Origin of the sequence: Curvibacter gracilis ATCC BAA-807 (genome assembly GCF_000518645.1) — a bacterium.
GTDB lineage: Bacteria > Pseudomonadota > Gammaproteobacteria > Burkholderiales > Burkholderiaceae_C > Curvibacter > Curvibacter gracilis.
The window spans coordinates 243,571-265,044 of sequence record NZ_KI912467.1 but is presented as its reverse complement, the minus strand read 5'-3'; the positions used below and the strand labels follow the sequence as shown (position 1 = coordinate 265,044).

Genomic DNA, 21,474 nt, shown 5'->3' with positions numbered 1-21,474 from the left:
AGGCGTCTGCCCGTGTTGCTTAAGTCACTGATACTGCACCGTGATTTCAATCAGCGGTGCAGGCGCGCGATGGAACAGCCTGCCAGATCCAGCTCGGGGGCTTGGCCGGCCACGGCATCGGCCAGCAGCCGGGCGCTGCCGCAGCTCAGGGCCCAACCATTGTCGCCGTGTCCCAGGTTCAGCCAGATGCCGGGGACGCCGCTGGCGCCCAGTACGGGAAGACCGTCGGGCATCATGGGTCGGCTGCCTTTCCATTCCTGCACGCCTGCGGTCATCGAGGCAGCACCCGGGAACCAGTCCTGCAGCACTTTATAGAGCGTGCGCAGCCCGGAGGTTTGCTTGTCATCCTGACGGTAGCCCAGCTCAGCCCCGCCGGACACCCTCACGCGCTGGCCCAGTCGGGCAATGCTGACCCGATGGCGCTCGTCGCTGACGACGCTGCGGGGCGCATTCAAGGGCTCGCGCACGTTGGCACTGACTGAGTAGCCGTGAATGCCCACCAGCGGAATCTTCAGGCCCAGTGGCTTGATCAGGGGGGAGGTATCGGCTCCGGTGCATAGCATGATGGCGTCGAAGGTGCGTGGCGTGGTCTCAGTGCGGGTGCTCAGCGCAGGGCGGGGCCCCGGGCTGAGGTGGCTGACGGTGCTGTTGAATTCAAACTTCACCCCCAGGCGCATGGCCTCGTTCTTGATCATCAGTGCAAACTGACGGGCGTTGCCCACTTCATCCTGGGGCAGGTGGATCGCGGCTTCGATGGCGCTGTCGGGATTGAGTGCGGGCTCCAGCTTGCGGGCTTCGTCAGCATTGAGTTCACGAAAGGCCAGACCTGCCTCGCGCAAGTTATTCAATCGGGCTTGCAGACCTTTGTGCTCCTGGGCGTTGCGCAGCAACAGCAGGTGCCCGGTGCTGGCGTCGAACTCAAGCGCATGCCGCTGGCGCAGGTGGTGCAGGCGGCTTGTGCTGTAAGTGATCAGTTGTTGCAGGTGCAGGCGACTCTCCGTGCTGCGGCTGCTTCGGCTGGCACGCATCCATTGTCCGATCCAGCTCAGTTCGTGCCAGCCCAGTCGGGGCCCCAGGCGCATGGCGGCGTGGGCGTCGCCCCACTGGCGCAGCCACTTGCGCGGCATGCCGGGGGCGGCCCATAGCAGCAATTGGGCGGGCGAGATGAGTCCTGCACTCGCGAAGCTGCATTCCTCGGCAACTGCGCCGTGGCGCTCGAAAACGGTGACCTGGTGGCCGTCGGTGGCCAGTTCGTAGGCTGTCGTGACGCCGACGATGCCGGCGCCAATGATGGCAATGTTCATGCGCTGTGCTTGGGGCACCCGGCGAATTCTGTGTCGACCTGGGGTGCCGGTCTTTCGTAGGGGCTGGGTGCTGTCGCGATGCGAGCCTGGCAGTCGGTGCGTAGGCCATCGGTCGGGACAGGCGGTTGGCCATGCTATAATTTTGGGGTTTTTGCTGGTGTCACGGCAAGACAAATCGCAAACCAGACCCATCAAGGTGTTGGTTTTTTCAAGGGTTTTCCCTGTAGAAAAAGCCAAAGTCGGGCTGGATTTTAGACCCAACCTTCGGAGAATTTTCATGTCCGTTACCATGCGCGAAATGCTGGAAGCCGGTGTCCACTTCGGTCACCAAACCCGCTTCTGGAACCCCAAGATGGCCCCCTTCATCTTCGGTCATCGCAACAAGATCCACATCATCAACCTGGAAAAGTCGCTGCCGATGTTCCAGGAAGCTTCCAAGTTCGTGAAGCAACTGGCTGCCAACCGCGGCACCATCCTGTTTGTGGGCACCAAGCGTCAAGCCCGCGACATCGTGGCTGCTGAAGCCGAGCGCGCTGGCGTGCCTTTCGTGAACCAGCGTTGGCTGGGCGGCACGCTGACCAACTTCAAGACCGTGAAGACCTCGATCAAGCGTCTGAAGGATCTGAAGGCCCAGCAAGAAGCTGGTCTGGGCAGCCTGTCCAAGAAGGAACAGCTGACCTTCAGCCGTGAAATCGAAAAGCTCGAAAAAGACATCGGCGGCATCCAGGACGTGACGGCTCTGCCGGACGCCATCTTCGTGATCGACGTCGGCTTCCACAAGATTGCCATCGCTGAAGCCAAGAAGCTGGGCATTCCCCTGATCGGTGTGGTGGACTCCAACCACTCCCCCGAAGGCATCGACTACGTGATCCCCGGCAACGACGACTCGGCCAAGGCTGTGGCGCTGTATGCCCGTGGCATTGCTGACGCCATCATCGCTGGCCGTGCTGAAGCCGGCAACGAAGTGGTCAAGGCTGTGGCTGCTGAAGGCGGCGACGAATTCGTGGAAGTCGAAGAATCGGCTGCCTGAGTTTGCCCCGCGCGAATTCCGAAGGGTCGCGAAAAAAGTGGGGCTTAGTTGCCCCCTTTTTTTTAGCCCATCAACAACGTTTTGACTTGAACTGAATACGGAGTAACAAAAATGGCTGCAATTACCGCAAGCATGGTCGCTGAACTGCGTGGCAAGACCGACGCCCCCATGATGGAGTGCAAGAAGGCACTGACCGAAGCCGGTGGTGACCTGGTCAAGGCCGAAGAACTGCTGCGTGTGAAGCTGGGCACCAAGGCCGGCAAGGCTGCTTCGCGCGTGACCGCCGAAGGCGTGGTTGCCAGCTTCATCGAAGGCAACACCGGTGCCTTGATCGAAGTGAACTGCGAAACCGACTTCGTGACCAAGAACGACAGCTTCCTGGCCCTGGCCAAGGCTGCCGCTGAGCTGGTTGCCAAGCACAATCCCGCTGACATCGAAGCCCTGGGTGCCCTGGCCTACGAGCAAGACACCTTTGGCCCGACCCTGGAAGACGTGCGCAAGGGCCTGATCGGCAAGATCGGCGAAAACATGTCTTTCCGTCGTTTCAAGCGTTTTGACAACGGCGCCAAGCTGGCTGCCTACCTGCACGGCACCCGCATCGGTGTGGTGGTCGAGTTCAACGGCGACGAAGCCGCCGCCAAGGACGTCGCCATGCACGTGGCCGCCATGAAGCCCGTGGCCCTGACCAGCGCCGACGTGCCGAGCGATCTGATCGAAAAAGAGCGCGCTGTGGCCGCCGGCAAGGCTGCTGAAGATGCTGCCAAGGCGCAAGCCGAAGGCAAGCCGGTGCAATCGCCGGAAATCGTGGCCAAGCGCATTGAAGGCGGCGTGCAGAAGTTCCTGAAGGAAGTGTCCCTGTTCAACCAGGCTTTCGTGAAGAACGACAAGCAGACCGTCGAGCAGATGCTCAAGGCTGCCAGCACCGAGGTGAAGGGCTTCACGCTGTTCATCGTCGGCGAAGGCATCGAGAAGAAGGTTGACGACTTCGCGGCCGAAGTGGCTGCTCAAGTCGCTGCTGCCAAGGCTGCAGCCTGATTCCGTCAACTTGCAACAACCCCCAACGTCACCCCATCGCCCTCAGGAGAACCCTTTCATGACCAACGCCCAACCAGCCAACAAGCGGATCCTGCTGAAGCTGTCAGGCGAGGCCCTGATGGGGGACGATGCCTTCGGTATCAACCGTGCCACCATCGTCCGCATGGTTGAAGAGGTGGCCGAGGTCACCCGCCTGGGTGTCGAGGTGGCGGTGGTAATCGGGGGCGGCAACATCTTCCGAGGTGTTGCTGGGGGTTCGGTGGGCATGGATCGCGCCACGGCCGACTACATGGGCATGCTGGCCACGGTGATGAACGCACTGGCCTTGGCGGACACCATGGAGAAGGCGGGCTTGACGGCCCGTGTCATGTCGGCCATCGCCATCGAGCAGGTGGTGGAGCCCTATGTGCGTCCCAAGGCCTTGCAGTATCTGGAAGAAGGCAAGGTGGTGATCTTTGCCGCCGGCACGGGCAACCCTTTCTTCACCACGGACACTGCTGCCGCCTTGCGTGGCGCCGAAATCGGCGCCGAGCTGGTGCTCAAGGCCACCAAGGTGGATGGTGTGTATTCGGCCGATCCCAAGAAGGATCCCAATGCAACCCGTTACTCGAAAATTTCGTTCGATGATGCGATGGCGCAGAACCTGGGCATCATGGATGCCACGGCGTTTGCCCTGTGCCGCGACCAGAAGTTGCCTGTGAAGGTGTTTTCCATCTTCAAGCCCGGCGCGCTCAAGCGCGTCGTGATGGGTGAGGACGAGGGGACTCTGGTTTACGCCTGAGCCTTGACCCAACAGCCCGAAGAACTCCGGCAGCCGTTGCCGGGGCTCGTCCCAGGAGATTGACATGAGCATTGCCGACATCAAGAAGACGACCGAAACCAAGATGGACCAGTCCATCGCGGCTTTCAAGAACAACCTGACCAAGATCCGCACGGGTCGCGCCAACCCGGCTTTGCTGGATGCCGTGCAGGTGGATTACTACGGATCGCCTGTGCCGATCAGCCAGGTGGCCAACGTGTCGCTGCTGGATTCGCGCACCATCAGCGTTCAGCCCTGGGAAAAGGGCATGGGCGCCAAGATCGAGAAAGCCATCCGCGACAGCGATCTGGGCTTGAACCCGTCCAGCATGGGTGAGCTGATCCGTGTGCCGATGCCTCCGATGAGTGAAGAGCGCCGCAAGGAACTGACCAAGGTGGTTCGCAACGAAGGCGAGGCTGCCAAGGTGGCCATCCGCAACCTGCGCCGTGACGCCAACGAATCGGTGAAGAAGCTGGTCAAGGACAAACTGGCCTCCGAGGACGATCAAAAGCGTGCCGAAGCCGACACCCAGAAGGTGACCGACAAGCACATTGCCGAGATCGACAAGCTGGTGGCTTCCAAGGAACAGGACATCATGGCGGTTTGATGGCTGCCGGTTGTCGTGCTATCCGGGCCTGAAGGCCATTTCAGGGGCGGCTCTCCAGCAGGGCTGCCCCATTCGTTTTCTGGGGTATCGTGCCCTGTCTTTGAAGTTATCTAGCTGTCCATGACCCAGACTCCCGCGAACCAGGCTGTTCCTCATCACGTCGCCATCGTCATGGATGGCAATGGTCGTTGGGCCACGCGCCGATTCCTTCCCCGCGTAGCCGGACACAAGCAAGGCGTGGATTCCCTGCGTCGCTGCGTCAAGGCTTGCGCAGCCCGCGGCGTGAAGGTGTTGACGGTATTTGCATTTTCTTCCGAAAACTGGAATCGGCCTGCCGATGAGGTTTCCGGTTTGATGGACCTGCTGGCGATGGCCCTGGGGCGAGAAGTGCCTCAACTGAAGGCCGATGGCGTGCGTCTGCATTTTGTCGGCGAGCGACGAGGCCTGTCCGACAAGGTGGCGGCCGGGCTGGCCCAGGCCGAGGCTGCCACGGCGCAGAACGAGCGGCTGATCCTCAACGTCTGTTTCAACTATGGTGGCCGCTGGGATATCGCGCAGGCCGCTGCGGCCTTGGCCGCCCGGGGTGAGCCGATCACCGAGCTGGCGCTGGACCGGGCCATGGCGCTTGCGCACGTGCCAGACCCGGATTTGATGATCCGCACCGGGGGTGAGCAACGCATCAGCAACTTCCTGCTGTGGCAGTGTGCCTACTCCGAGCTTTTCTTCAGCGATCGCCTCTGGCCTGATTTTGATGAGGCGGCCTTGGACGAGGCATTTGCAGCCTATGCCGCCCGCGAGCGGCGCTTTGGCAAGACGTCCGAGCAGATGGCGCAGGCCGCCACTTCCGCATCCCCCAAGGTCTGAGAAAGGCAAATCCCATGCTCAAGCAGCGTGTCATCACTGCACTGATCCTGCTGGCTGTTCTGCTGCCTGCCTTGTTCTACTCGGAGCCGCAGCCTTTTTGTGCGCTGATGCTGTTGTTCATCGCTGCGGGTGGTTGGGAGTGGGGGCGTCTGAATGGGCTGTCCCAGCCCCTTTCCTGGGCCACGGCGGGGGCTTGCTTGATGGTGTGCGCACTGGCCTGGTGGGCGGGTGCGCTGGAGGTGTCGCTGCGCAGCCTTTGGGTGGTGGCTGGCCCGGCCTGGGTGCTGGGCAGTGCCGCCTTGCTGCGGGGGGGCGTGGCGGGGTGGCCCCGTGTGCCCCTGCTGCTGCGATGGCTGGCTGGCCTGCTGGCCTTGGTCACAGCCTGGCTGGCGGTCGCCCAGGCCAAGGTCATCGGCGTCAACTTTCTGCTATCGGTTCTGGTGTTGGTCTGGGTGGCCGACATCTTTGCCTATTTTGCCGGGCGTGCTTTTGGCTTGCGTTTCACACGCAACAAGCTCGCTCCGAGCATCAGCCCGGGCAAAAGCTGGGAGGGCGTCTGGGGTGGGTTGGCTGGGGTGGTGGTTCTGGCTTGGGTCTGGCCCCTGGCGGATGCGTCGTTGGGGGCGGCCGTTCCGAGTTTTTACAGCCGCTTGATGGGGCCGGGCTGGCCTTTTGCCATGCTGGCCGTGCTGTTCATGGGGGCGATGAGCGTGGTGGGTGATCTGGTGGAGTCACTCATCAAGCGCAGCGTGGGCGCCAAGGACAGCAGTGGTTTGTTGCCAGGCCATGGCGGGGTGCTTGACCGCGTCGACGCCCTGTTGCCTACTTTGCCGCTCGCCATGATGCTGAGCACTCTGATTTGAAGACATGACACAACGCATCACCATTCTGGGATCGACCGGTTCGATCGGCCAAAGCACGTTGGACGTGATGGCGCGCCACCCCGAACGCTATGAAGTGTTCGCCCTCACGGCTGCGACGCAGGTCGAGCTGATGCTCAAGCAATGCGCCAGCTTCCGGCCCCGGTTCGCCGTGATGGCCAGTGAGGCCCATGGCCGACAGTTGGCCGAGCGGGTGCAGGCCGAGGGCCTGGCGGTGGAGGTCTTGTGGGGCGCTCAGGCCATCGAGGCCGTGTCGGCCCATCCTGAGGTGGATGCCGTGATGGCCGCCATTGTGGGCGCTGCAGGCCTCGCGCCCTGCTTGGCGGCAGCGCGGGCCGGCAAGCGCCTCATGCTGGCCAACAAGGAGGCCCTGGTGGTGGGCGCCGAGGTCTTTCTGCAGGCCGTGCGCGAGGGTGGGGCGGTGCTGCTGCCGATCGACAGCGAACACTCGGCCATCTTCCAATCCCTGCCGGATGATGCCTCCACCTGGGATCGCAGGGTGCGCAAGATCATCTTGACGGCTTCCGGCGGCCCTTTCCGGACGCGCGATCCCCAGACCCTGCGGGAGGTGACGCCCGAGCAGGCCTGTGCCCATCCCAACTGGTCGATGGGGCGCAAGATTTCGGTCGACTCCGCCACCATGATGAACAAGGCTCTCGAGGTGATCGAGGCCCGCTACCTGTTCGGTTTGGCGCCCCGCCGCATCGAAGTGGTGATCCATCCGCAGAGCATCGTGCATTCGATGGTCCAGTACCACGATACCTCGGTGGTGGCCCAGCTCGGCGTGCCTGATATGCGCGCCCCGATCGCTTACGGATTGGCCTGGCCCGAGCGCATCGACAGTGGCGCCGCCCATCTCGACTTCACGTCCCTGCCGGCCATGACCTTCGAGCCGCCCGATCCTGCCCGTTTCCCTGGCCTGCAGCTGGCCTGGGACGCCTTGGAGGGCCCCGCCGGGACCGCGGCTGTGCTCAATGCAGCCAACGAGGTGGCGGTTCAGGCTTTTCTGGACCGGCGCATCCGGTTTGACCAGATCCACCACGTGAACCTGGAAACCCTGGCGGCCGTGTTGCCCCAGCAGCCGGCCACACTGGATGAACTGCTGTTGCTCGATGCCCGCGCGCGTGAAGTCGCTGAGCGGGCGGCGCAGCGCCTGCAGGCTTGAAGGCCAAGGAGCCCTGATGTTGATGACCGTGTTGGCTTTTCTCCTGGCCTTGGGCGTGCTGATTGCGGTGCACGAGTACGGCCACTACCGTGTCGCCGTGGCCTGCGGCATCAAGGTGCTCCGCTTTTCGATCGGGTTTGGCACGGTGCTTTGGCGATGGCAGCCCAAGGGTTCGCCGACCGAATTTGTGCTGAGCGCATTCCCCTTGGGCGGCTATGTGCGCATGCTGGACGAGCGCGAGGCGCCCGTGGACGCGTCTGAGCGACACCTGGCATTCAATGCCCAGCCCTTGTTCAAGCGTGCTGCCGTGGTGGCTGCAGGCCCGGTGGCCAACCTGCTGCTTGCCGTCTTTTTGTACACGGTGGTGAACTGGACGGGTGTCGAGGAGCCTGCCGCGATCCTGGCCAGCCCTGTGCAGGGGTCGATTGCGGCCCAGGCTGGCTTGCAAGGCGGCGAAACCGTTCGACGTGCGGCACTGGTTGGAGAGGAACTGGAGGCGGTGACCTCCTTCGAGGACTTGCGCTGGCTGCTGACGCAGGCCGCCCTCAATGGCCGTGATGTGCAGCTTGAAGTGGCCTTGGGCGAGCATGCCGGCACCCGCGACTACCTGCTGCCTCTGTCTCAGGTTCAGGTCAAGGAGGCGGATGCCCAGCTCTTCCGCCGCATCGGTCTGATGGGGCCCTGGACCCGCCCCGAGGTGGGTGATGTGATGCCGGGCAGCCCTGCGGAGCGGGGTGGCTTGCGCCGGGGTGATCTGGTTCACCAGATTGGCAATACCCCCATCGTCGATGGGCAGCAGTTGCGTGAATTGATCCGTTCCTCTGTGGTGCAGGGCGTGCCCATGGCCCAGACCTGGCGCGTCGAGCAGGCGGGGGTGATGCGCACCCTGGAGATGACGCCCGAGATGCAGTCGGACGGGCGCGATGGCCGGGTGGCCCGCGTGGGCGCCATGATAGGCGCACCGCCTGAATTTGTGACCGTGCGCATGGGGCCCGTCGATGGGCTTTGGCGCGGTGCCGTCAAGACCTGGGAGGTGTCATCACTGACCTTGCGCATGATGGGGCGCATGGTGATCGGCGAGGCCTCGATTCGCAACATCAGTGGCCCGCTCACCATCGCAGACTACGCCGGCAAGTCGGCCAGCCTGGGCTTGAGCCAGTACCTTGTGTTTTTGGCATTGATCAGCGTGAGCCTGGGTGTGCTGAACCTGCTTCCCCTGCCGGTCTTGGACGGTGGACACCTGATGTATTATCTTTGGGAGGCAGTGACCGGCAAGGCCGTGTCCGATGCCTGGATGGAGCGGCTGCAGCGGGGGGGGATCGCCCTGCTGATGGCCATGATGTCCGTCGCGTTCTTCAACGACGTCACCCGGCTCTTTGGTTAACCTTGTGGTCGCAGCGCCTGGCGCTGCGGCACGCGCTCATTCATGAACAAACATCTCTCCCGTTTTTGCCTGCGCACTGTGGCTGCAGTGACGACCCTCCTGGTAGCCTCGCACGCCTGGGCCGTCGACCCCTTCACGGTGCGTGATATCCGCGTTGAAGGCCTCCAACGGGTTGAGCCCGGAACCATCTTCGCGTCGCTGCCCTTCCGGGTGGGTGAGACCTACAACGATGACAAGGGCTCCGCAGCCATCCGTGCGCTGTTCGCACTGGGCCTTTTCAAGGACGTGCGCCTGGAAGCCAATGGCGATGTGCTGGTCGTGGTCGTTGAAGAGCGGCCCACGGTGGCCGAGGTCGAATTTGTCGGCACCAAGGAGTTCGACAAGGACACCCTGAAAAAGGCCATGCGCGATGTGGGTCTGGCTGAGGGGCGTCCCTTTGACAAGGCGCTGGCCGACCGGGCCGAGCAGGAACTCAAGCGTCAATACATCAGCCGCAGCCTTTACGGTGCTGAAGTGGTGACCACGGTCACGCCGATCGAGCGCAACCGTGTCAATCTGACCTTCTCGGTGGTGGAGGGCGAGCCCGCCAAGATCAAGGACATCCAGGTGGTGGGCAACAAGGCCTTCAGCGAATCCACCCTGCGCGGCCTGTTCGATCTGGACACCGGTGGATGGCTGAGCTGGTATACCAAGTCCGATCGCTATGCCCGGGCCAAGCTCAATGCTGATCTGGAAACCCTGCGCTCCTATTACCTGGCGCGTGGCTACCTCGAGTTCCGCATCGACTCGACCCAGGTGGCCATTTCGCCCGACAAGAAAGACATCTCCATCACCATCAACGTGACCGAGGGCGAGCGCTTTGTGGTGTCTGGTGTCAAGCTGGAAGGCGATTTCCTGGGCAAGGAAGACGAATTCAAGTCGCTGGTCTCGATCAAGGTGGGTGAGCCCTACAACGCTGACGATGTGGCCCATACCAGCAAGGCGTTTTCCGATTACTTCGGTAATTTTGGTTTCGCCTTCGCACGGGTTGAAGTGCGGCCGGAAATCGATCGCAGCACCAATCGTGTGTCCTTTGTCCTGGCTGCAGAGCCCGCGCGCCGGGCTTACGTCCGTCGCATCCATGTGACAGGCAATGGCCGCACGCGTGACGAGGTGGTGCGTCGCGAGTTCCGGCAGTTTGAGGCCTCCTGGTACGACGGGGACCGCATCAAGCTGTCGCGTGACCGGGTGGACCGCCTGGGCTTCTTCAAAGACGTCAACATCGAAACCCAAGAGGTGCCTGGCTCTCCAGACCAGGTCGATCTGGTCATCAATGTGACCGAGAAGCCAGCGGGCAGCATTCAGCTGGGTGCCGGTTTTTCGAGCGCGGAGCGGGTATCGCTGTCGTTCAGCATCCGCAATGAAAACGTGTTCGGCTCGGGCAACTACCTGGGTTTCGAGATCAACACCAGCAAGTACAACCGCGTCATCTCGGTGAATGCGACCGACCCCTACTTCACGGTCGATGGCATCTCTCGCACCATCGATCTTTACCACCGCGCACTGCGTCCCTACGCGGATCAGGGCGGCAACTACCGCCTGCTGACCACCGGAGCGGGCTTGCGCTTCGGTATCCCGTTCAGTGAGACCGATCGCGTGTTTGTCGGCATGAACGCCGAGCAGACCACGATTCAAGCCGGTACCAACATTCCGGCGGCCTATCTGACCTACGCGGAAACCTATGGCTACACCAGCTGGGCTGCCCCTCTGACGCTGGGCTGGTCGCGCGATGATCGGGACAGCGCCCTGGCGCCCAACAGCGGTCGCTACCAGCGCTTCAATTCCGAGTTGGGCCTGATCGGTGACGCCCGATACACCCGCAACAACTACCAGTACCAGCAGTACGTGCCCATCACCAAGAAGTTCACCTTTGCATTCAATGGTGAGGTCGGTCTCGGCAAGGGGTTGGGCGGTCGGCCCTTCCCGGTGTTCAAGAATTTCTATGGCGGTGGTCTGGGCTCGGTCCGGGGCTTTGACCAGGGTACCCTGGGCCCGCACGATGTGACAGGCGCCATTGTCGGTGGCGCCAAGAAAGTGGTGTTCAACGCTGAAGTCACCGCGCCCTTCCCGGGTGCCGGCAATGACCGCACCCTCCGAGTCTTCGGTTTCACCGATGTTGGTAACATTTTTGGTGAGAACGAAAAAATCACCTCCAGCCAGCTCCGCACCTCGGTGGGGGTGGGCCTGAGCTGGGTATCTCCCATGGGGCCTCTGCGTTTTGCCATTGCCAACCCGGTACGCAAGTTCCCTGGCGATAGAATCCAGAGATTGCAATTCCAGATCGGAACGTCTTTCTAATGAAATCCATTTCTCGTCAATGGGCCCTGGCCGCAGTGCTGGGTGCCTCCGCGTTCGCTGCTGCTCCGGTCATGGCCGAAGACTTCCGCGCCGGTTTCGTCAATACCGACCGCATCTTTCGCGAAGCGAACATGGCCAAGTCGGCCCAGGCCAAACTCGAAGCTGAGTTTGCCAAGCGTGAAAAAGAATTGGTCGATCAGCGCAATGCACTGAAGACGGCGTCTGACAAGTTCGAGCGCGAGGCGCCTACGTTGTCCGAGACGCAGCGCACAAGCCGTCAGAAGCAACTGGTTGATCAAGACCGCGACTTCCAGCGCAAGAGCCGTGAGTTCCAGGAAGACCTGAACACCCGCAAGAACGAAGAGTTGCAGCAGGTCATCGATCGCGCCAACAAGGTGGTCAAGCAAGTTGCCGAGACTGAAAAGTACGACGTCATCCTGCAAGAAGCCATCTACATCAACCCCAAGCACGACATCACTGACAAGGTGATCAAGGCTTTGAATGCTGCCAGCGCAGCCTCGGGCAGCACGGGCAAGTGAGCCGGGTGACAGGCATGGTCCTGCATCTGGGGCAGATTGTTGAGGCACTCGGCGGCGAACTCATCGGAGACCCGTCGCTGGGCATGGCCCGCATCTCCCCGCTGGAGTCGGCCGCGGCCGACGCCATCAGTTTTCTGAGCCACCCCAAATACCAGCAGCAGTTGTCTCTGACAAAGGCTGGTTGCGTGATCGTGGCGCCCGCTTTCCGTGCGGCGGCCAGTGAGCGGGGGGCCTGCATCGTCACCGATCAGCCCTACCTGTACTTCGCCCGGCTGACCCGTTTCTGGAAGCAGGTCACGCGCCCCGCAGGCACCACCCGTGTCCATCCCAGTGCCGTGATCGATCCCGAGGCAGAGGTGCACCCCAGCGCCCGCATTGGTGCCCTGTGCGTGATCGAGCGAGGCGCTCGCATCGGTGCCGACACCTTGCTCTACTCCCGCGTCACGGTGGGAGAGGGGTGTTCGATCGGCGAGCGCTGCATTCTTCATCCGGGCGTGGTCATCGGTGCCGATGGCTTCGGCTTTGCACCGGTGGATGGTGTTTGGGAAAAGATCGAGCAGTTGGGGGCGGTGCGCATCGGCAACGATGTGGAGATTGGCGCCAACACCTGCATTGACCGCGGCGCGTTGGATGACACGGTGCTGGCGGACGGCGTGAAGCTGGACAACCTGATCCAGATCGGCCACAACGTCCGCATCGGGGCGCACTCGGCGCTGGCAGGTTGCGTGGGCGTGGCGGGCAGTGCCACCATCGGGGCGCATTGCACGGTGGGGGGCGGGGCCGTGGTGCTGGGGCACCTCACGCTGGCAGACCATGTTCACATTTCGGCGGCCTCGGTGGTGACCCGTTCCTTGCTCAAGCCGGGCCAGTACACTGGCGTGTTTCCTCTGGACGATAACCGTCAGTGGGAGAAAAATGCGGCCACCCTCAAGCAACTTCACGGCCTTCGCGAGCGCATCAAGGCGCTTGAGGCTTTAAAACAAGAATCGAATTCATAAAGTACCCCATGTTGGACATCCATCAAATCCTCAAGCAACTGCCCCACCGTTACCCCATCTTGCTGGTGGATCGGGTGCTGTCGGTTGAAAAGGGCAAGACCATCAAGGCCTTGAAGAACGTGTCGATCAACGAGCCGTATTTCATGGGCCACTTCCCGCACCGTCCGGTGATGCCGGGCGTGCTGATGCTCGAAGCCATGGCCCAGGCCGCCGCCTTGTTGGCGTTTGATACCTTGGGCGTCACGCCCGATGACAAGACGGTGTACTACTTTGCCGGCATTGACGGTGCACGTTTCAAGCGCCCCGTCGAGCCGGGCGATCAACTGATCATGGATGTGTCCTTGGAGCGCATGAAGGCCGGTATCTTCAAGTTCAAGGGCGTCACCCGCGTCGGTGAAGAGGTGGCCTGCGAAGCCGAACTCATGTGCACCATGCGCACCATTGCCTGATCAAGCCCCGGAGCACGCCATGGCCCAAATCCATCCCACCGCCATCGTAGACCCCGCAGCCGAGCTCGACAGCTCGGTCACGGTGGGGCCTTACACCATCATCGGGCCGGACGTGATCATTGGTGCGGGCACCACGATCGGTGCGCATTGCGTGATCGAGGGCAACACCACGATCGGTTGCGACAACCGCATCTTCCAGTTCAATTCGTTGGGGGCGATCCCGCAGGACAAGAAATACGACAACGAGCCCTGCGAGTTGTTCATTGGCGACCGCAACACCATTCGCGAGTTCTGCACCTTCAACATCGGCTCGCCCGGTGGTGGAGGGGTGACCCGGATCGGGCACGACAACTGGATCATGGCCTATGTGCACATCGCCCATGATTGCGAAGTCGGCAACAACACCATCTTCGCCAACAACGCAGGTATCGCCGGGCATGTGAAAGTTGAAGACTGGGTGATCTTCGGGGCCTTCACGGTGGTCCATCAGTTTGTGCGCATCGGTGCCCACAGCATGACGGCGATGTCTTCGCTGCTCTTTGCCGATCTGCCGCCCTTTGTCATGTGCCAGGGGCAGCCTGCAGAAGCGCGCTCAATGAATTTCGAGGGCTTGCGCCGGCGTGGCTTCTCGGCCGAGCGCATGGCTGCCGTGCGCTCGATGCACAAGCTGCTTTACCGCAGCAATCTGTCGCTGGAGCAGTCCTGCACCGAGATCTCGCGCCTCACCGAGACGCATCCCGAGGCGGCTGCCGATGTGCAGATGATGCTGGGCTTCCTTGAGCAGACGCCGCCCAACCGCGGCATCGTGCGCTGACCCCGAAGTGACCATGGATCCGCGTTTCGCCATGGTGACCGGCGAGGCGTCCGGTGACCTGTTGGCAGCCTTGCTGCTCGATGGCCTGAAGGCCCGTTGGCCGGCGCTGACGGCGCAGGGCATCGGTGGGCCTGCGATGGCCCAGCGAGGCTTTGAGGCTTGGTGGCCACAGGCGCGCCTGGCCGTTCGCGGCTATGTCGAGGTGCTGCCTCATCTGCGTGAGCTGCTGGCCATGCGTCGGGCCCTGGGTGACCGCCTGCTGGCCGATCGCCCCGATGTGTTCGTGGGGGTGGATGCGCCTGACTTCAATTTCGATCTGGAAATCCGCCTGCGCGAAGCCGGGATCCCCACGGTGCATTTTGTCAGTCCGTCTTTCTGGGCCTGGCGGGCCAAGAAGGTGGAGAAGCTGCGCCGCGCGGCTGACCACGTGCTGTGCATCTTTCCTTTCGAGCCCGAGCTTCTGGCGGCACATGGTGTGGCGGCCACCTATGTCGGCCACCCGATTGCCAACATGATTCCGCTGGAGCCTGATCGTGCGGCCGCTCGGCGCCAACTGGGCCTGCCGCAGGATGGTCGCATCGTGGCCTTGCTGCCGGGCAGTCGGCGCTCCGAGGTGCGTTACCTCGCCGATCGCTTCATGGCTGCGGCTGGCTTGTTGCGGGCGCGTTACCCCGACCTTCATTTTGTGTTGCCCACCTTGCCCGCGCTGCGTGCCGAGGTGGAGGCGGCGGCCCGTCGCGCTGGTCTGACCACGGATGCCGGGGGCGTGTTGACCGTGCTGGAGGGGCAGTCCCACGCGGCGTTGGCGGCGTGCGACGTGACGCTGATTGCCAGCGGAACGGCGACGCTGGAGGCGGCCTTGTTCAAGCGCCCGATGGTGATCGCCTACAACATGCCTTGGTTGAGCTGGCAGATCATGAAGGGCAAGAAGCTGCAGCCCTGGGTGGGTCTGCCCAACATCCTGGCCCGCGACTTTGTGGTGCCCGAGTTGCTGCAAGAGGCGGCAACGCCCCCGGCGCTCGCGGCGGCGGTGGGCGATTGGCTGGACAACCCGGCCAAGGTCGTCGATCTGCAAGCCCATTTCCTTCAATTGCACCAAACCCTTCAACGCGACACCGCTCGCCTGGCCACCGATGCGATCGAGAAGCTTCTTGCACGCTGAACAATCCACGCTGCTCTGGGATCCCCCCGGCTTGCAGGCCGGTGTCGATGAGGCGGGGCGTGGTCCGCTGGCGGGCCCGGTGGTGGCTGCGGCAGTCATCCTGGATGAGTTGCGGCCCATCCAGGGCCTGGCTGATTCCAAGAAGCTCACAGCGGCGCGGCGCGAAAAGCTGTTTGACGAGATCCGGGCCAAGGCCTTGTGTTGTTCGATTGCCGAGGCTTCGGTCGAGGAGATCGATCGCCTCAACATCCTGCAGGCGACCCTGTTGGCGATGCGCCGCGCCGTCGAGGGTTTGCGGCTCAAGCCCGTCAAGGTGTTGGTGGATGGCAACCAGTTGCCACGGCTCGATGTGTTGGCCGAAGCGGTGGTCAAGGGCGATTCCCTGATCCCGGCCATTTCGGCGGCCTCCATCCTGGCCAAGGTGCACCGTGACCGCTGGTGCCAGCAGTACCACCAGCAGTACCCGGCCTATGGCTTTGACTCGCACAAGGGCTATGGCACTGCTGCGCACCTGGCGGCGCTGCGTGAGCAGGGCCCCTGCCCGCAGCACAGGCACTCATTCGCCCCGGTGCGTGAGGCGCAGGCCCTGGCGGGTGCGCGACAATGTAGCCTGTGACTCAGAACGCCAATTTCACCCCCATCACTTCACGTGACAACCCGCAACTCAAGGAGTTGCGCCGCCTCACCCAGGACAGTACCGCCTACCGCAAGCAGGGCCGGGTCTGGCTCGAGGGCGATCACCTGGCCCGTGCCGCCTTGCAGCGCGGCCTGCGCCCGGCGCTGGGCGTTTATGCCGAGACGTTCTGGGAGCGTGACGGGGCATCCTGGGCTGCCCACGCGCAGCGCAATCTGGTGCTGCCCGATGCCTTGTTCAAAGACCTCAGCGGCCTGGAGTCTCCGGCGCCTATGGCCTTTGTGATGGATTTGCCGGCGCAGTCTGCCGTTCACGCCACCGCACCCACCGTGGTGCTGGACCGGGTGCAGGATGCCGGCAATGTCGGCTCCATCCTGCGCAGCGCGGCGGCCTTCGGGTTCAAGCAGGTGCTGGCCCTCAAAGGAACGGCGGCTTTGTGGTCGCCCAAGGTCCTGCGGGCGGGCATGGGTGCGCACTTTGCCTTGGATCTGATCGAGGGTCTGTCCATCGAGCAGGTGGTCGAGCTCAAGGTGCCTTTGATTGTCACCAGCTCTCACCAGGGGGCCTTGATCCAGCATCAGCCATTGCCCTGGCCTTGTGCCTGGGCCATGGGGCACGAGGGGCAGGGCGTGTGTGAGGCGCTGATGGCGCGTGCCGAGCTGTCGGTGCGCATCGGGCAGCCAGGCGGCGAGGAATCCTTGAATGTGGCAGCGGCTGCAGCCATCTGCCTGCACGCCAGCGCCTTGTCGGCCGTGAAAAGCTGACCGGCGGCCAGCTTCGCCGGCTGGTTTGAGATGCGTTGCTGAAAAAATACCTACCTCAAAAAGGGCGTGGGTTGTCAACTTCGCGTCAGTTGCGCCGCCGATCAGCTATAATGAGAGGCTTTCACGCAACACCCCACGCCTAGCGCATTCCAGCCATTCCCTCCAAAAGCACATCCACAGAGGCAACTCGTCGGAATCCGCTTGGGCGTACCCGTAACCAACCCGGAGAACCCAGTGCTTTTGTCTCAACAGGGAAACTTCCCGCCCGCCATCCTGGCGCTCGCAGACGGCACGGTCTTTATTGGCAACTCGATCGGAGCCCCCGGCTCCACGGTCGGCGAAGTGGTGTTCAACACCGCCATCACCGGCTACCAGGAAATCCTCACCGACCCCAGCTATTGCCAGCAGATCGTGACGCTCACGTATCCGCACATTGGCAACTATGGCGTCAATGAGGAAGACGTCGAAGCTGAGAAAGTCCACGCCGCTGGCCTGATCATCAAAGACCTGCCTTTGCTGGCATCCAATTTCCGCATGTCCATGACGCTGTCGGCTTACCTGCAGCGCGAAGGCACGGTGGCGATTGCCAACATCGACACCCGCAAGCTGACCCGCCTGTTGCGCAGCAAGGGTGCTCAGAACGGTGCCATCGTCGGTCTGGCAGCCGGTCAGGAAGTGACCCAGGCGCTGATCGATCAAGCGGTGGCTGCGGCTCAGGGGGCACCGAGCATGGCAGGCCTGGACCTGGCCCGGGTGGTCACGGTGCCGGCCGCCTACGACTGGACCCAGACCGAGTGGAAGCTGGGCAGCGGCTATGGCGTGCAAGCCGAGCCGAAGTTCCATGTCGTGGCCTATGACTTTGGCGTCAAGAAGAACATCCTGCGCATGCTGGCCGAACGCGGCTGCAAGGTCACGGTGGTGCCGGCGCAGACCCCGGCGGCCGAAGTGCTCAAGCACCAGCCTGACGGTATCTTCCTGTCCAACGGCCCTGGCGACCCGGAGCCTTGCGACTACGCGATTGCAGCGGCCCGCGAGTTGATCGAAACCGGTATTCCGACCTTCGGCATCTGCCTGGGGCATCAGATCATGGCCCTGGCCTCGGGTGCCAAGACCTTCAAGATGAAGTTCGGCCACCACGGTGCCAACCACCCGGTGAAAGACCTGGACACCGGCCGCGTCAGCATCACCAGCCAGAACCACGGTTTTGCCGTCGACGAAAAGACATTGCCGGCCAACCTGCGCGCCACGCACATCAGCCTGTTCGACAACACGCTGCAAGGTTTGACCCGCACCGACAAGCCGGCCTTCTGCTTCCAGGGTCACCCCGAAGCGTCGCCCGGTCCGCACGACATCTCGTACCTCTTTGACCGCTTCACGGCACTGATGGAGCAACACAAAAATGCCTAAGCGTTCAGACCTCAAAAGCATCCTGATCATTGGCGCCGGCCCGATCATCATCGGTCAGGCCTGTGAGTTCGACTACTCTGGCGTGCAGGCCTGCAAGGCCCTGCGCGAAGAGGGCTACAAGGTCATCCTGATCAACAGCAACCCTGCCACGATCATGACCGACCCGGCCACCGCCGACGTCACCTACATCGAGCCCATCACCTGGCAGACGGTCGAGAAGATCATTGCCAAGGAGCGCCCCGACGCGATCCTGCCCACCATGGGTGGCCAGACCGCGCTGAACTGCGCCCTGGACCTGTGGCACAACGGCGTGCTCGACAAGTACAAGGTGGAGCTCATCGGCGCCACGCCCGAGGCCATCGACAAGGCCGAAGACCGTCTGAAGTTCAAGGACGCCATGACCAAGATCGGTCTGGGTTCGGCCCGTTCGGGTATTGCGCACAGCATGGATGAGGCCTGGGCAGTGCAGAAGTCCGTGGGCTTCCCGACCGTGATCCGCCCCAGCTTCACGCTGGGCGGCACCGGTGGCGGTATTGCCTACAACGCTGAAGAATTCGAGATCATCTGCAAGCGCGGCCTGGAGGCCTCTCCGACCAATGAGCTGCTGATCGAAGAATCTCTGCTGGGCTGGAAAGAGTACGAGATGGAAGTGGTCCGCGACAAGGCGGACAACTGCATCATCGTGTGCTCGATCGAGAACCTGGACCCCATGGGCGTGCACACCGGCGACTCGATCACCGTGGCCCCGGCCCAGACCCTGACCGACAAGGAATACCAGATCATGCGCAACGCCTCGCTGGCGGTGCTGCGTGAGATCGGCGTGGACACGGGCGGCTCGAACGTCCAGTTCTCGGTCAACCCCAAGGATGGCCGCATGATCGTGATCGAGATGAACCCACGGGTGTCTCGTTCCTCGGCGCTGGCTTCCAAGGCCACCGGCTTCCCGATCGCCAAGGTGGCGGCCAAGCTGGCCGTCGGCTACACGCTCGATGAACTGCGCAACGAAATCACCGGCGGTGCCACCCCGGCCAGCTTCGAGCCCAGCATCGACTACGTGGTCACCAAGATCCCGCGTTTTGCCTTCGAGAAGTTCCCCACGGCTGACAGCCGCCTGACCACCCAGATGAAGTCGGTGGGCGAGGTGATGGCCATGGGTCGCACCTTCCAGGAGTCGTTCCAGAAAGCCCTGCGCGGCCTGGAGGTCGGCGTGGACGGCATGAACGAAAAGACCCAGGACCGCGAAGTGCTCGAAAAAGAGCTGGGCGAGCCCGGCCCCGAGCGCATCTGGTACGTGGGCGACGCTTTCGCCATGGGTTTGAGCGTGGAAGAAGTGTTCGACCTGACCAAGATCGACCGCTGGTTCCTGGTGCAGATCGAAGAGATCGTCAAGATCGAACTCGAGCTGGACAAGCTCGCCGCCGAAAAGGGCGATGCCGCCCTGGCCTCGATCGACGCCGGCACCCTGCGCAGTCTGAAGAAAAAGGGCTTCTCGGACCGCCGCCTGGCCAAGCTGCTCAAGGTGTCTGAGAAGGCCATCCGCGATACCCGCAAGGCCCTGAACGTGCGCCCGGTGTACAAGCGCGTGGACACCTGCGCTGCCGAGTTCGCCACCGACACGGCCTATCTGTATTCCTCCTACGAGGACGAGTGCGAAGCCGAGCCCACCAACAAGAAGAAGATCATGGTGCTGGGTGGTGGTCCGAACCGCATCGGCCAGGGCATCGAGTTCGACTACTGCTGCGTTCATGCGGCCCTCGCCATGCGCGAGGACGGCTATGAAACCATCATGGTCAACTGCAACCCCGAAACCGTCTCGACCGACTACGACACCTCCGACCGCCTGTACTTCGAGCCCCTGACGCTGGAAGACGTGCTCGAGATCGTCGACAAGGAAAAGCCGGCCGGTGTCATCGTTCAGTACGGTGGCCAGACCCCGCTGAAGCTGGCTCTGGGCCTGGAGGCCGAGGGTGTGCCCATCATCGGCACCAGCCCTGACATGATCGATGCCGCCGAAGACCGCGAGCGTTTCCAGAAGCTGCTGCAAGACCTGGGTCTGCGTCAGCCGCCCAACGCCACGGCCCGCACCGAGCCCGAAGCCCTCGAGAAGGCGGCCGCCCTGGGCTACCCCCTGGTGGTGCGCCCCAGCTACGTGCTGGGTGGCCGGGCGATGGAAATCGTGCACGAGCAGCGCGACCTGGAGCGCTACATGCGCGAAGCCGTCAAGGTGAGCAACGATTCGCCGGTGCTGCTGGACCGCTTCCTGAACGATGCCATCGAGTGCGATGTCGACTGCCTGCGCGACCCTGAAGGCAAGACCTTCATCGGTGGCGTGATGGAGCACATCGAACAGGCCGGCGTGCACAGCGGTGACTCCGCCTGCTCGCTGCCGCCGTACAGCCTCAGCGCCGAGACCGTGTCCGAGATCAAGCGTCAGACCCGGGCCATGGCTGCTTCGCTGAATGTGGTGGGCCTGATGAACGTTCAGTTCGCCATCCAGCACATCGACGGCCAAGACGTGATCTACGTGCTCGAAGTGAACCCGCGTGCCTCGCGCACCGTGCCCTTCGTGTCCAAGGCCACCGGCATCCAGCTGGCCAAGGTGGCTGCACGTTGCATGGCGGGCCAGTCCCTGGCCTCGCAAGGCATCACCGATGAGGTGACCCCGCCTTACTTCAGCGTCAAGGAGGCCGTGTTCCCCTTCGTCAAGTTCCCGGGTGTGGACACCATCCTCGGGCCGGAGATGAAGTCCACCGGCGAGGTGATGGGCGTGGGCAAGACCTTTGGCGAGGCTTTCGTCAAGAGCCAACTGGGCGCCGGCACCAAGCTGCCGCGCTCGGGCAAGGCCTTCCTGACCGTGAAGAACAACGACAAGGCGCGTGCCGTCGAAGTGGCCCGCCAACTGGTGGCACAAGGCTTCGAACTGGTCGCCACCAAGGGCACGGCCGCGGCCATCACCGCCGCAGGCGTGGCCTGCGTGACGGTGAACAAGGTCACCGAAGGCCGTCCGCACATTGTCGACATGATCAAGAACAACGAGATTGCTCTGGTCATCAACACGGTGGAAGAGCGCCGCAATGCCATCGCTGATTCGCGTCAGATCCGCACCAGCTCCTTGCTGGCCCGTGTCACCACCTTCACCACCATCGCAGGCGCCGAGGCGGCTGTCGAAGGCATGAAGTACATGGACAACCTGGACGTGTATTCGGTGCAGGAGCTGCATGCGCAGTTGACGGCGGTCTGAGTCGCCGGCTTTAATCGCGGCATAATCCACCGCTGAAATGAAACCGCCGCGCGGCAACGT

General features: G+C 62.8%; 19 protein-coding genes. 18 read left to right on the top strand and 1 reads right to left on the bottom strand.

All coding sequences use genetic code 11. From position 1 onward, the window contains the following. Nucleotides 1-50: 50 nt before the first annotated feature. A complete protein-coding gene (locus L880_RS0129875; RefSeq protein ID WP_027478720.1) occupies nt 51-1,304 on the bottom strand; it encodes an FAD-dependent oxidoreductase in 1,254 nt (417 codons plus the stop codon). A gap of 277 nt (nt 1,305-1,581) precedes the next feature. On the opposite strand from L880_RS0129875, the gene rpsB reads away from it, so the two are divergent. From rpsB to carB, 18 genes are all read left to right on the top strand, one after another. After that, nucleotides 1,582-2,334 (top strand): 30S ribosomal protein S2, encoded by a 753-nt coding sequence (gene rpsB, locus L880_RS0129870; protein ID WP_027478719.1) that lies wholly within the window; start codon nt 1,582-1,584, stop codon nt 2,332-2,334. Nucleotides 2,335-2,445: 111 nt separating this feature from the next. After that, entirely contained in the window at nt 2,446-3,369 is a 924-nt protein-coding gene (gene tsf / locus L880_RS0129865; RefSeq protein WP_027478718.1) for a translation elongation factor Ts, read from the top strand. A gap of 58 nt (nt 3,370-3,427) precedes the next feature. Further along, a complete protein-coding gene (pyrH, locus tag L880_RS0129860) occupies nt 3,428-4,150 on the top strand; it encodes a UMP kinase (protein WP_027478717.1) in 723 nt (240 codons plus the stop codon). 64 nt (nt 4,151-4,214) lie between these two features. Next, nucleotides 4,215-4,775: a ribosome recycling factor gene (gene frr / locus L880_RS0129855; RefSeq protein ID WP_019573212.1), complete on the top strand. Its 561-nt coding sequence runs from the start codon at nt 4,215-4,217 to the stop codon at nt 4,773-4,775. Nucleotides 4,776-4,895: 120 nt separating this feature from the next. After that, nucleotides 4,896-5,639 carry a polyprenyl diphosphate synthase gene (gene uppS / locus L880_RS0129850; RefSeq protein ID WP_027478716.1) on the top strand — a complete coding sequence of 248 codons (744 nt, stop codon included), beginning with the start codon at nt 4,896-4,898 and terminating at the stop codon, nt 5,637-5,639. A 14-nt stretch (nt 5,640-5,653) separates the two neighbouring features. Continuing rightward, nucleotides 5,654-6,502: a phosphatidate cytidylyltransferase gene (locus L880_RS0129845; RefSeq protein ID WP_027478715.1), complete on the top strand. Its 849-nt coding sequence runs from the start codon at nt 5,654-5,656 to the stop codon at nt 6,500-6,502. A 4-nt stretch (nt 6,503-6,506) separates the two neighbouring features. Further along, nucleotides 6,507-7,685 (top strand): 1-deoxy-D-xylulose-5-phosphate reductoisomerase, encoded by a 1,179-nt coding sequence (gene ispC / locus L880_RS0129840; RefSeq protein ID WP_027478714.1) that lies wholly within the window; start codon nt 6,507-6,509, stop codon nt 7,683-7,685. Between the two features lie 16 nt (nt 7,686-7,701). Further along, a complete protein-coding gene (gene rseP / locus L880_RS0129835; RefSeq protein ID WP_027478713.1) occupies nt 7,702-9,069 on the top strand; it encodes an RIP metalloprotease RseP in 1,368 nt (455 codons plus the stop codon). Nucleotides 9,070-9,111: 42 nt separating this feature from the next. Further along, nucleotides 9,112-11,406 carry an outer membrane protein assembly factor BamA gene (bamA, locus tag L880_RS0129830; RefSeq protein ID WP_027478712.1) on the top strand — a complete coding sequence of 765 codons (2,295 nt, stop codon included), beginning with the start codon at nt 9,112-9,114 and terminating at the stop codon, nt 11,404-11,406. Continuing rightward, the gene (locus L880_RS0129825; RefSeq protein WP_027478711.1) at nt 11,406-11,945 is read left to right on the top strand and encodes an OmpH/Skp family outer membrane protein; all 540 of its coding nucleotides are present in this window, start codon (nt 11,406-11,408) and stop codon (nt 11,943-11,945) included. Before bamA ends, L880_RS0129825 begins: the two co-directional genes overlap by 1 nt. 14 nt (nt 11,946-11,959) lie before the next feature. Then, nucleotides 11,960-12,943, top strand: coding sequence for a UDP-3-O-(3-hydroxymyristoyl)glucosamine N-acyltransferase (lpxD, locus tag L880_RS0129820; RefSeq protein ID WP_027478710.1), 984 nt, complete (start codon nt 11,960-11,962; stop codon nt 12,941-12,943). Between the two features lie 8 nt (nt 12,944-12,951). Beyond that, nucleotides 12,952-13,392 (top strand): 3-hydroxyacyl-ACP dehydratase FabZ, encoded by a 441-nt coding sequence (gene fabZ / locus L880_RS0129815; RefSeq protein WP_019573220.1) that lies wholly within the window; start codon nt 12,952-12,954, stop codon nt 13,390-13,392. A gap of 19 nt (nt 13,393-13,411) precedes the next feature. Next, on the top strand, nt 13,412-14,206 hold the full coding sequence (gene lpxA, locus L880_RS0129810) for an acyl-ACP--UDP-N-acetylglucosamine O-acyltransferase (RefSeq protein ID WP_027478709.1): 795 nt from the start codon (nt 13,412-13,414) through the stop codon (nt 14,204-14,206). Between the two features lie 31 nt (nt 14,207-14,237). Next, entirely contained in the window at nt 14,238-15,368 is a 1,131-nt protein-coding gene (gene lpxB, locus L880_RS0129805) for a lipid-A-disaccharide synthase (RefSeq protein WP_027478708.1), read from the top strand. Continuing rightward, complete coding sequence (gene rnhB / locus L880_RS0129800; RefSeq protein WP_027478707.1) at nt 15,340-15,984, top strand: ribonuclease HII; 645 nt, start codon at nt 15,340-15,342, stop codon at nt 15,982-15,984. Before lpxB ends, rnhB begins: the two co-directional genes overlap by 29 nt. After that, nucleotides 15,981-16,766, top strand: a complete 786-nt coding sequence (locus tag L880_RS0129795; RefSeq protein WP_027478706.1) for a TrmH family RNA methyltransferase — start codon at nt 15,981-15,983, stop codon at nt 16,764-16,766. The genes rnhB and L880_RS0129795 overlap by 4 nt, the downstream gene beginning before the upstream one ends. 234 nt (nt 16,767-17,000) lie before the next feature. After that, nucleotides 17,001-18,173 (top strand): glutamine-hydrolyzing carbamoyl-phosphate synthase small subunit, encoded by a 1,173-nt coding sequence (gene carA / locus L880_RS0129790; RefSeq protein ID WP_027478705.1) that lies wholly within the window; start codon nt 17,001-17,003, stop codon nt 18,171-18,173. Then, the gene (gene carB, locus L880_RS0129785) at nt 18,166-21,414 is read left to right on the top strand and encodes a carbamoyl-phosphate synthase large subunit (protein ID WP_027478704.1); all 3,249 of its coding nucleotides are present in this window, start codon (nt 18,166-18,168) and stop codon (nt 21,412-21,414) included. Before carA ends, carB begins: the two co-directional genes overlap by 8 nt. Nucleotides 21,415-21,474 lie beyond the last annotated feature (60 nt).